This window comes from Terrabacter sp. P5_B1 (assembly GCF_056400505.1).
This window is the reverse complement of record NZ_JBFULD010000125.1, coordinates 1-11,028: the sequence shown is the minus strand read 5'-3', so window position 1 is coordinate 11,028 and position 11,028 is coordinate 1. Positions and strand designations below refer to the sequence as shown.

At 70.6% G+C, this 11,028-nt stretch carries 10 protein-coding genes; 7 read left to right on the top strand and 3 right to left on the bottom strand.

Translation table 11 applies throughout. The annotated features are described in order from the left end of the window. The 5 genes from AC1DP0_RS10850 to AC1DP0_RS10830 form a co-directional block, all read left to right on the top strand. Positions 1–2,472, top strand: a 2,472-nt coding sequence (locus AC1DP0_RS10850) for a molybdopterin-dependent oxidoreductase (protein ID WP_478084498.1), incomplete at its 5' end; no start/stop codon positions are given. Next, positions 2,472–4,163, top strand: a complete 1,692-nt coding sequence (gene narH, locus AC1DP0_RS10845; RefSeq protein WP_478084496.1) for a nitrate reductase subunit beta — start codon at positions 2,472–2,474, stop codon at positions 4,161–4,163. The genes AC1DP0_RS10850 and narH, both read left to right, overlap by 1 nt. Further along, the gene (gene narJ, locus AC1DP0_RS10840; RefSeq protein WP_478084495.1) at positions 4,160–4,849 is read left to right on the top strand and encodes a nitrate reductase molybdenum cofactor assembly chaperone; all 690 of its coding nucleotides are present in this window, start codon (positions 4,160–4,162) and stop codon (positions 4,847–4,849) included. The genes narH and narJ overlap by 4 nt, the downstream gene beginning before the upstream one ends. Beyond that, the gene (narI, locus tag AC1DP0_RS10835) at positions 4,846–5,595 is read left to right on the top strand and encodes a respiratory nitrate reductase subunit gamma (protein WP_478084494.1); all 750 of its coding nucleotides are present in this window, start codon (positions 4,846–4,848) and stop codon (positions 5,593–5,595) included. Before narJ ends, narI begins: the two co-directional genes overlap by 4 nt. Positions 5,596–5,621: 26 nt before the next feature. Next, positions 5,622–6,848, top strand: a complete 1,227-nt coding sequence (locus tag AC1DP0_RS10830; protein ID WP_478084492.1) for an MFS transporter — start codon at positions 5,622–5,624, stop codon at positions 6,846–6,848. A 76-nt stretch (positions 6,849–6,924) separates the two neighbouring features. Here the strand turns inward: AC1DP0_RS10830 and AC1DP0_RS10825 are convergent, their stop codons facing one another. From AC1DP0_RS10825 to AC1DP0_RS10815, 3 genes are read right to left on the bottom strand one after another with little or no spacing between them, the layout of a single operon-like run. Continuing rightward, the gene (locus AC1DP0_RS10825; protein WP_478084491.1) at positions 6,925–7,704 is read right to left on the bottom strand and encodes an amino acid ABC transporter ATP-binding protein; all 780 of its coding nucleotides are present in this window, start codon (positions 7,702–7,704) and stop codon (positions 6,925–6,927) included. Further along, positions 7,701–8,489 carry an amino acid ABC transporter permease gene (locus AC1DP0_RS10820; protein WP_478084489.1) on the bottom strand — a complete coding sequence of 263 codons (789 nt, stop codon included), beginning with the start codon at positions 8,487–8,489 and terminating at the stop codon, positions 7,701–7,703. Before AC1DP0_RS10820 ends, AC1DP0_RS10825 begins: the two co-directional genes overlap by 4 nt. Before the next feature lie 45 nt (positions 8,490–8,534). Next, positions 8,535–9,368, bottom strand: a complete 834-nt coding sequence (locus AC1DP0_RS10815; protein WP_478084487.1) for an ABC transporter substrate-binding protein — start codon at positions 9,366–9,368, stop codon at positions 8,535–8,537. Positions 9,369–9,754: 386 nt separating this feature from the next. Here AC1DP0_RS10815 and AC1DP0_RS10810 point away from each other — a divergent pair, with 386 nt between their 5' ends. Beyond that, positions 9,755–10,804 carry an acyl-CoA dehydrogenase gene (locus AC1DP0_RS10810; RefSeq protein WP_478084482.1) on the top strand — a complete coding sequence of 350 codons (1,050 nt, stop codon included), beginning with the start codon at positions 9,755–9,757 and terminating at the stop codon, positions 10,802–10,804. Continuing rightward, a partial coding sequence (locus AC1DP0_RS10805) for a PIG-L family deacetylase (RefSeq protein ID WP_478084481.1) occupies positions 10,801–11,028 on the top strand: 228 nt, incomplete at its 3' end. The genes AC1DP0_RS10810 and AC1DP0_RS10805, both read left to right, overlap by 4 nt.

Below are 11,028 nucleotides of genomic sequence, written 5' to 3'. Positions count from 1 at the left end.
GGTCGGTGGAACCTCGACCTCGAGGGCGTCAGCCCCGCGCTGACGATGGCCGGCGACACCGCCGAGCCGGTCGAGGTGCTGCTGCCGGCCTTCGTCGAGCCGGACGGCACCGGGTCGGTGCTGCGCCGCGGCGTGCCCGCCCGCCGGGTCGGCGGCCACCTCGTGACCACGGTCTACGACCTGATGCTCGCGCAGTACGGCGTCGAGCGGCCGGGGCTGCCGGGCAGCTGGCCCACCGGCTACGACGACGTGTCCGAGCCCTACACGCCCGCGTGGCAGGCCGAGATCACGGGTGTCCCGGCCGAGCAGTGCATCCGCATCGCCCGAGAGTTCGCGACGAACTCCGAGCAGTCGCAGGGCCGCTCGATGATCATCATGGGCGCCGGCATCTGCCAGTGGTTCCACGGCGATGCGACATACCGGGCGATCCTCTCGTTGCTCGTCCTCACCGGCTGCATGGGCCGCAACGGCGGCGGCTGGGCGCACTACGTCGGCCAGGAGAAGTGCCGGCCCATCACCGGCTGGATCTCCCTCGCCAACGCGCTCGACTGGGGCCGGCCGCCGCGCACCATGACCGGCACGTCGTACTGGTACATGCACACCGACCAGTGGCGCAACGACGGCTACTCTGCCGACTCGCTGAACTCCCCTCTCGCCAGAGGACATCTCGCCGGCAAGCACACGGCCGACACCATCGCGCAGTCCGCCCGGATGGGGTGGATGCCGTTCTACCCGCAGTTCGGCACCAACCCGCTCCAGGTGGCCGAGGACGCGCAGGCCGCCGTCGAGGCGGGCACCGCCCCGAGCCCCGCGGCATACGTCGCCGGAGCCCTGCACGACGGCTCGCTGACCTCGGCCATCGAGGACGTCGACGCCCCCGAGAACTGGCCACGCACCCTCGTGCTGTGGCGCAGCAACCTCATGGGCTCCTCGGCCAAGGGCAACGAGTACTTCCTGCGCAACCTGCTCGGCACGCACCACAACGTCATGGGCAGCGAGAACCCCAACGCGCCAAGGCCGTCCGAGGTGAAGTGGCACGACGAGGCGCCCCAGGGCAAGCTCGACCTGCTCCTCTCCGCCGACTTCCGCATGACGTCGACGACGCTGCTCTCCGACATCGTGCTGCCCGCGGCGACGTGGTACGAGAAGCACGACCTCAGCTCCACCGACATGCACCCGTTCGTGCACGCCTTCACCCCGGCCATCGACCCGCCCTGGGAGGCCAAGAGCGACTTCGAGCTCTTCCACCTGCTCGCCGAGAAGCTCTCGGACCTCGCTCGCACCCACCTCGGTGTCGTCAAGGACCTGGTCAGCGTGCCGCTCCTGCACGACACCGCCGGCGAGACCGCGCAGCCGGGCGGTCGTGCGGTCGACTGGCGCACCACCGGACAGCCCGGCACGCCGGGCCGGACGATGCCGGTCTTCCAGGTCGTCGAGCGCGACTACACCGCGATCGCCGAGAAGCTCGCCACGGTGGGGCCCCTCGCGGACAGCCTGGGATTCACCGTCAAGAACGTCACGTTCCGGGTCGAGGAGGAGGTGGCCCGCCTCGCGGCCAAGAACGGCGTCATGCTCGGCGGCGCCGGTGACGGGCGCCCCGCGATCGACACCGACGCCAAGCTCGCCGAGGCGATCCTCACCTTCTCGGGCACGACGAACGGACACCTCGCGGTGCAGGGCTTCCGCACGCTGGAGGAGCGCGTCGGCAAGAAGCTGGTCGACCTCGCCGAGGGCTCCGAGGAGAAGCGGATCACCTTTGCCGACACCCAGGTCCAGCCGGTGCCCGTCATCACCTCACCCGAGTGGTCGGGCTCCGAGACCGGCGGCCGACGCTACGCGCCCWTCACCGTCAACATCGAGCGGCTCAAGCCCTTCCACACCCTGACCGGTCGCATGCACTTCTACCTCGACCACGACTGGATGCAGGACGTCGGCGAGGCCCTGCCGATCTATCGCCCACCGCTCGACATGCACCGTCTCTTCGGCGAGCCGCGGCTCGGCCCGGATGGGGGCAAGYAGGTGACGGTCCGCTACCTCACACCGCACTCGAAGTGGTCGATCCACTCCGAGTACCAGGACAACCTGCTCATGCTGTCGCTCTCGCGCGGCGGCCCGACGGTCTGGATGAGCCCCCAGGACGCCGGCTCCATCGACGTGGCCGACAACGACTGGGTCGAGTGCGTCAACGACAACGGGGTGCTCGTCGGGCGCGCCATCGTCAGCCACCGGATGCCGGAGGGCGTGGTCTACGTCCACCACGCGCAGGAACGCACCATCGACGTGCCGAAGTCGGAGGCGACCGGTCGTCGTGGCGGCATCCACAACTCCGTGACGCGGCTGCTCGTCAAGCCGACGCACCTCATCGGTGGTTACGCCCAGCTGTCCTACACCTTCAACTACCTCGGGCCGACGGGCAACCAGCGCGACATGGTCTCGACGGTGCGCAAGCGCTCACAGGAGGTGACGTACTGATGCGTGTCATGGCCCAGATGGGCATGGTGATGAACCTCGACAAGTGCATCGGGTGCCACACGTGCTCGGTCACGTGCAAGCAGGCGTGGACCAACCGCGCCGGCACCGAGTACGTCTGGTTCAACAACGTGGAGACCCGCCCAGGGCAGGGCTATCCGCGCCGCTACGAGGACCAGGAGACGTGGAAGGGCGGCTGGACGCTGACCCACCGGGGAAGCCTCAAGCTCAAGGCGGGTGGCCGGGTGCAGAAGCTGCTCGGGATCTTCGCGAGCCCGGTGCAGCCCAAGCTCGCCGACTACTACGAGCCGTGGACCTACGACTACCAGACGCTCGTCGAGGCACCGCTCGGCGACGACTTCCCCGTCGCCCGGCCGAAGTCGCTCATCACCGGCGAGAACACGAAGATCACGTGGTCGGCCAACTGGGACGACAACCTCGGTGGCGCGAGCGAGCTGGGCCACCTCGACCCGATCGTCGCCAAGCTCAACGCCTCGGTGCGCCGCGAGTCGGAGGAGAAGGTCCGCTTCGAGCTCGAGCGGACGTTCATGTTCTACCTCCCGCGCATCTGCGAACACTGCCTCAACCCGTCGTGCATGGCCTCGTGCCCGTCCGGCGCCATCTACAAGCGCGAGGAGGACGGCATCGTCCTCGTCGACCAGGACCGGTGCCGCGGCTGGCGCCAGTGCATCACCGGCTGCCCGTACAAGAAGATCTACTTCAACCACAAGAGCGGCAAGGCCGAGAAGTGCACCTTCTGCTACCCCCGCGTCGAGGTCGGCCTGCCGACGGTCTGCTCCGAGACGTGCGTCGGGCGGCTGCGCTACCTCGGGCTCTTCCTCTACGACGCCGACCGGGTGACGGCCGCGGCGGCCACCCCGGACGAGGGTGACCTCTACGAGGCACAGCTGGACCTCATGCTCGACCCGGCCGACCCCGAGGTGATTGCGGCGGCCCGCCGCGGCGGCATCCCCGACGACTGGATGGAGGCCGCTCGGCGCTCTCCGGTCTACGCGCTGGCCAAGAAGTACCGCGTCGCCCTCCCCCTGCACCCGGAGTACCGCACCATGCCCATGGTCTGGTACGTCCCGCCGCTCTCTCCGGTCGTCGATCTCCTTGCGGCACAAGGACATGACGCCGAGGACCGAGGCGTCCTCTTCGGTGCGATCGAGGCCCTGCGTATCCCCGTCGACTACCTCGCCGAGCTCTTCACGGCCGGCCGCACGGACATCATCACCGAGGTGCTGCGCAAGCTGGCGGCCATGCGGGCCTACATGCGCGACGTGTCGCTCGGGCGCGACGGCGATCCGTCGATCCCGGCCGCCGTGGGCCTCGACGAGGAGACGCTCTACGAGATGTACCGACTCATGGCGATCGCGAAGTACGACGAGCGCTACGTCATCCCCACGGCCCACGTCGAGCGTGCGCACGAGCTCGAGGAGATCGGGTGCTCCCTCGACTTCGACGAGGGTCCGGGCATGTACGAGTCCGGACCGTTCGGCGAGGCGAGTGGGCGGCCGGCGCCCGTCGCGGTCGAGACGTTCAACGCCTTGCGACAGCGACAGACGTCCGAGACCACGACGCCGACCTCGGCCTCGGGCGAGCTGCGCGGCCGGGTCAACCTCCTCAACTGGGACGGCAGGGGCGCCCCTTCCGGGCTCTTCCCCGACGACAGCACGGAGGACGCGTCGTGATCGGGCTGCGCCGACGCAGGCCGCAGACCACCGACGACCGCGTCGTGCACCTGGTCGCAGGACGCTGCCTCGACTACCCCGCCGCGGAGCTCGTCACTGCACTGCCCACGATGCGTGAAGCCCTGACGGAGCACGGTGACTCGCCAGGCGTCCCGGAGCTGGCGGGTCTGGTCGACCACCTCGGCGGAGCCGATCTCGCGAGCCTCCAGCGCACCTATGTCGACACCTTCGACCTCAGTCGCAAGCATGCGCTCTACCTGTCCTACTGGACCGACGGGGACACCCGCCGACGCGGCGAGGTGCTGGGACGGTTCAAGACGGCATACCGCAGCAGTGGAGCGGTCGTCGACACCCAGGGCGAGCTGCCCGACTACCTCCCGATGGTGCTCGAGTTCGCGGCAAGGATCGACAGCGCGGCCGGTCGCGCCATCCTCCAAGACTACCGGGCGAGCCTCGAGCTGCTACGAATCGCATTGCAGGAGAGGCAGAGTCCGTATGCCGGCGCCGTCGTCGCCGTGTGCGCCACCCTTCCCGGCGAGTCGCCGCCCGACCGGGCCGCGGTCATGCAGATGGTCGGGATGACGGGCCCCCACCCGACCGAGGCCGTGGGACTCGAGCCGTACGACCCGAGACTCCTTCCGCTGCAACCGGTCCCGTCGGCCGCCACCTCGGGGGCCCACCCGTGAACACCTTCCTGTGGGGAGTGCTGCCCTACCTCTGCATCGCGAGCCTCGTCGGCGGCACCATCTGGCGCTACCGCTACGACAAGTTCGGGTGGACGACCCGCTCGTCCCAGCTCTACGAGTCGCGCCTGCTGCGCATCGGCTCGCCGCTCTTCCACTTCGGCATCCTGCTCGTCTTCTTCGGGCACGTCGGGGGCCTCGTCATCCCCGAGTCGTGGACGGACGCGGTCGGCGTCAGTGAGGGGCTCTACCACTTCAACGCGCTGCTCTTCGGCGGCATCGCCGGGGTGTGCACGCTCGTCGGCATCCTCATCCTCGTCTACCGTCGCCGCACCACCGGGCCGGTCTTCATGGCCACGACGAAGAACGACAAGCTGATGTACGTCCTGCTCGTCGCGGCCATCGTGCTCGGCCTCTGGACGACCCTCGTCAGCGTCGGGGCGGGCAGCGAGGCGCACAACTACCGCGAGACCGTGTCGCCGTGGTTCCGGTCGGTCTTCCTGCTGCGACCCGACGTCGCGTCCATGGCCGCCGCGCCGATCCAGTTCCACGTGCACGCCATCGTCGGGATGCTGCTCTTCGCGCTCTGGCCGTTCACACGGCTCGTCCACGCCTTCACGGCGCCGCTGCACTACCTCTTCCGGCCCTACATCGTCTACCGGTCACGCGACCGGCAGACCTCCGGCAACCGGGCCAACCGTCCCGGCTGGAGCGGGGTCGGCACCGCGGACCGCGACCGTCGCCGCTGAGCGACCCACCTCACACAGGAGCCACCATGAGCCAGACCGAGGCCACCCCTCGCGCGGGCGCCGAGCTGCTCGGTCAGAACCGCAACCTCGCCCTCGCCCTCTTCGCCTTCACCATCACCTTCTGGGCCTGGAACATCATCGGGCCGCTCGGGGTGCGCTACACCGCGCAGATGGGCCTCAGCAGCAGCCAGAAAGCCCTCCTCGTCGCGACGCCGGTGCTCGTCGGCTCCGTCGGGCGCATCCCCGTCGGGGCACTGACCGACAGGTTCGGTGGCCGAATCATGTTCCCGGTGCTGACGCTGGCGAGCATCCCGTTCGTCCTGCTCGTCGCCGTCGCCGGCAACGCCCGCTCCTTTCCCCTGATGCTCCTCTTCGGCTTCTTCCTCGGGATCGCCGGCACGACCTTCGCCGTCGGGATCCCCTTCGTCAACGCGTGGTTCCAGGCCGACCGCCGGGGTTTCGCGACCGGCGTCTTCGGAGCCGGGATGGGTGGGACGGCCCTGTCGGCGTTCTTCACCCCACGGTTCGTGCAGTGGTTCGGCTACACGGCCACGCACGTCATCCTCGCCGCCGCCCTGGCAGCGACCGCGGCGATCTGCTGGACGTGGATGCGCAACTCGCCGCTGTGGCGCCCGAACACCGACCCGGTCGTGCCCAAGCTCGCGGCGGCCCTGCGCCTGCCCATCACGTGGCAGATGTCGTTCTTGTATGCCGTCGCCTTCGGTGGTTTCGTCGCCTTCTCCACCTACCTCCCGACCTTCCTCAAGGACGTCTACTCCTTCGACCTGACGGCGGCAGGCACACGCACGGCAGGATTCGCCATCGCTGCCGTGGTGGCGCGCCCGATCGGCGGCACCCTCAGCGATCGCATCGGTCCTCGTGCCGTGCTCGCGATCTCGCTCGCCGGGACGACGGCGCTGGCCCTCGTGCTCGCGTTCCGACCGCCGCTCGAGCTGTCCGCGGGCCTGTCGTTCGTCGCCATCGCCTTCTTCCTGGGCCTCGGCACCGGTGGCGTCTTCGCGTGGGTCGCCAAGGCGGCACCGGCCGAGCGGGTGGGCAGCGTGACCGGGCTCGTCGGGGCCGCGGGCGGCCTCGGCGGCTACTTCCCGCCGCTCGTCCTCGGGGCCACCTACGACAAGCTGCTCCCCCAGTACGGCGTCGGTCTCGTGCTCCTAGCCATCGTCGCCGCCTCGGCGCTCGCCTTCTCCCAGCTCGGCATCAGGGCAACCGACCGAACCGCTCGACCCGCCTGAGCAGGAGGAGCCGGGCACCCGGGGTCGAGGACCACGGGTGCCCGGCGACACGGCATACGACAGGTGGTGGCGCTCCCTAGAGCACCTGCGAGAGGAAGCGCTGGAGCCGCTGCGTGCCAGGTGCCTCGAAGACCTGGTCGGGCGCGCCGGACTCGACGACCTGACCGTGGTCCATGAAGTGGACCTGCTGCGCGACGGAACGGGCGAAGCCCATCTCGTGGGTCACGACGAGCATCGTCATCCCCTCGGCGGCGAGGTCGGCCATCGTGGCCAGCACGCCCTTGACGAGCTCGGGGTCGAGAGCCGAGGTGGCCTCGTCGAAGAGCATCACCTCGGGCTCCATCGCCAGGGCGCGCGCGATCGCGACGCGCTGCTGCTGGCCGCCGGAGAGGTTGCCGGGACGGACGTCGGCCTTGTGGGCCAGCCCGACGCGATCGAGATGATGGAGTGCGAGCTCCGCCGCCTCGTCCTTGGGCAGCCGTTTGAGCCTGGTCAGGCCGAGCGTGACATTGGCGCGAACTGTCTTGTGCGGGAAGAGGTTGAAGTGCTGGAAGACCATGCCCACCCGTTGGCGCAGGGCGTCGGGGTTGTCGAGCAGCACGCTGCGGCCATCGAGGAGCACGTCGCCACGGTCCGGTTCGAGCAGCCGGTTGACGACACGCAGCAGCGTCGACTTGCCGGAGCCCGAGGGGCCGATGACGCACGCCGTCGTCGCGGCGGCGACGTCGAGGTCGACACCTCGGAGGACTCGGTTGGACCCGAAGGCGAGGTGCACGTCGCGCGTCGCGACGGCCACCCCGCGGGCCGGGTTCGCACCTCCGACGCCCTGGTGGTCGGCTGCGGTCTGGGCGGTCATCGGGCCTCCTGGCTCACGGCGAGGACGGGATCGGCGAGGTCGTCGCCGGCTGGGTCGTCGGGTCGGGTGGCGCCGTCGGCGCGCCGTCCGTCCCGGAGGCGACGGTCGATGGCGTTGACGACGTGCGTCAAGGGCACGGTGACGAGCAGGTAGAAGAGGCCCGCGAGGACGAGCGCGGACTGGTTCCCGGTGTTGGCGGCGGCGTCCTGCCCGATCCGGAAGAGGTCGCGCTGGGTGGCGAGCAGCCCGAGGAAGTAGACGAGCGACGACTCCTTGATGAGCGCGATGAACTGGTTGACCAGCGCAGGCAGGACGCGGCGCACGCCCTGCGGGATGACGACGAGCCGCATGCCCGAGGGACGGCTGAAGCCCAGGGCCCGGGCGGCCTCGAGCTGCCCGGTGTCGACGCTCTGGATGCCTGACCGGAAGATCTCGCCGATGTAGGCGCTTGCGATGAGGGAGAGGGCGAGGATGCCGAGCGGGTAGGGGTTGGGTCCCCAGACGTGCATCCCGACCGGGGACAGCCCGACGCCGATGAGCAGGATCGTGACGGCGGCCGGGAGCCCGCGGAAGATGTCCGTGAAGACCCGCGCCGGCCACCGCAGCCACCGCCGGTGCGAGAGGCCGCACACGGCCAGCGCCATGCCGAGCGCCGTGCCGGCCACCGCCGAGGTGAGGGCCAGGACGAGGGTGTTGGGGAGCCCGACGCGCAGCAGCTCTGGCAGCGCGGCGCTCATGGCGTCGAGGTCGAAGAAGGTCTCCCGCAACGTGGTCAGGATGTCCATCCGGCCCTCCTCTCGGTGATGGGGGTGTGGTCTACGACGGTCGCGTCACTGCGCCGCGGCGGAGCCGCTGCCCGGCTTGAAGTCGGCGGGGATCTCCCGGCTCGGGTAGTACTGCTTCTGCAGCTTGGCCCAGGTGCCGTCGGCGACGACCTCGTCGATGCCCTTGTCGAGCGCGGCCCGCAGCTTGTCGTTGCCGGGCGCCACGGCATACGCGATGCCGCCGGGGTCGAGCTGCTTGGCCACGGCGAGGACCTTGCCGCCGGAGTCGCCCGCTGTCTTCTCGCCGATCTCGGCGGGCGTGATCCACGCGTCGGCGGTGCCCGTGCGCAGCTGGTTCAGCGCGGCGTTGTAGTCCGGGACGCGGACCGGGTTGAGGTTCTCGCGCGTGGCGTAGTCGTCCTGCACCGTGCCCTGCACCACGACGACGCGCTTGCCGGCGAGCTGGTCGAAGGACGTGATGACCGAGCCCTTGGGCACGTCGAGACCGAGGAAGCCGAAGTCGTAGCGGTTCGTGAAGTCGACGGTCTTCTTGCGGGCCTCGGTGATGCTGATCGACGAGGAGCCGACGTCGAACTTGCCGGTCTTGACCTGGGCGAGGAGCGAGCTGAACTCGGTCCCGACGAACTCGACCTTGAGTCCGAGCTTGCCGGCGACCGCCGTCAGCAGGTCGTTGTCGAAACCGGTGAACGTGCCGTCCTTGACGTAGACGTTCGGCGGTGCGTCGGTGAGCGTGCCGGCGCGCAGGGTCCCGGGCTGCTGGAGGTTGTAGGGGTTGTCGGCCGGGCTCTCGGTCGCGGACGATCCCCCACCGCACGCGGCGAGGACGAGGGGGACGAGGGCGACGGCAGAGGCCGTGAGGGAGCGCTTGAGCAGGTGCATGGTGTCGTCCTTCTGGATCGGGCTGGTCAGGGCGCGCCGGGTCCGGCCCGCCGGGCGTCGGTGCTGGCGTGGGGGTGGAACGGGGGGCCGCGAGCCGCGCGACGGTGCGCGGCTACGTCGTGCGCCGGCAGTCGGTGCTGCTCTGGTGGCCCGCGAGGTTCACGATCAGCACGTTATAGGACAAGTAACACGGCGTGATAACCGGGGTGGGACACCAGGGGCGCGCGCCGTCCCGGGGAGCCGCCCCGGGTGGGGCGGCTCTGCCGCCTACGTCGCCTGCGGGGCGGGTCGGTGGCGGATGAGTCGGCGTCGGTGGCCCGCGGGTATGTGCCCCGTGTGACCTCTTCTCCTGCCAGCCTGTCCACCGCCACGGGGAAGCCCGGGTCATGAGCGGCCCCGTGACGCTGGCCGAGGATCGCGCGCCGCACCCGAGCACGGGCGCCCTGGCCGCCGAGGTCGACCCGAGCATCGACCCGACTTCGGCGCTCGCGCTGCTGCGGCGACACACGGCGGCCCTGCCGCTCCCGGGCGGCGGAGCCACGCTGACGCTCTGGGAGTCCCTGGCGTCTGTCGCCGCCGTGAACCTGACCGCAGCCCGCGCCATCGAGCCGCACCTCGATGCCCTGGCCATCCTGGCCGAGGCGCGATCGGCGGGCCACGAGACCCCCCACACGACGGACGGCGCCACGTGGGGAGTCTTCGCTGCGGAGGGACCCGGTGTTCGCCTCGCCGCGACAGACCCCGATGGAGACGGCGTCGTCCGCCTGCACGGCACCAAGCCGTGGTGCTCGCTCGCCGGCTCGCTCTCGCACGCCCTCGTCACCGCCTGGGAGAGTGAGACGACGCGGCGGTTGTATGCCGTCGCGCTGGGTGAGGCGAACGGCGTGACCGTCCATCCCGCTGCCTGGTTCGCGCGCGGCCTGAGCGCCGTGGTGAGCGGACCGGTCACGTTCGACGGAGCCGAGGCGGTTCCCGTCGGGCCGGCAGGCTGGTATCTCGAGCGACCCGGGTTCGCTTGGGGCGCAATGGGCGTCGCGGCGATCTGGTACGGCGGCGCAGTCGGGGTCGCACGTMGGCTCTTGCGGGGTGGGCGCGAGCCGGACCAGATCGCCCTGATGCACCTGGGTGCGGTCGACGCCTCCCTCTGGGGCGCCCGGGCGACGCTCGCCGAGGCGGCGGCTCGCGTGGACGCGGGACGCGCGACCGGTGTCGACGGTGCCACCCTCGCGCTGCGCGCCCGTGACGTCGTGGCCCGCGCCGCCGAGGTCGTCCTCGAGCACGTCGCTCACGCGACCGGGCCGGCGCCCCTCGCCCTGGAGGACGACCACGCGGGACGGGTCGCCGACCTCCAGCTCTATCTCCGGCAGGAGCACGCCGAGCGCGACGAGGCCGCGCTCGGTCGCCACCTGCTCGACGCGGCCCGACTGCCGTGGTGACGGCACGAGGCCGCTCCTTCACCCACGCGGAGACCGGCACGTCGGAGGCCCGCTGGCGTGAGCGTCGCGAGTGGGGACAGGTCATCCCCCTGCCGGCGTTGGCGACGACCGGTGCCAGCCGGGTGGTCGTCGTGGCGGCCCACCCGGATGACGAGACCCTCGCTGCCGGTGGCCTGATGGCCCTCGCGGCCCGAACCGGCCTCGAGGTGGTCGTCGTCCTGCTC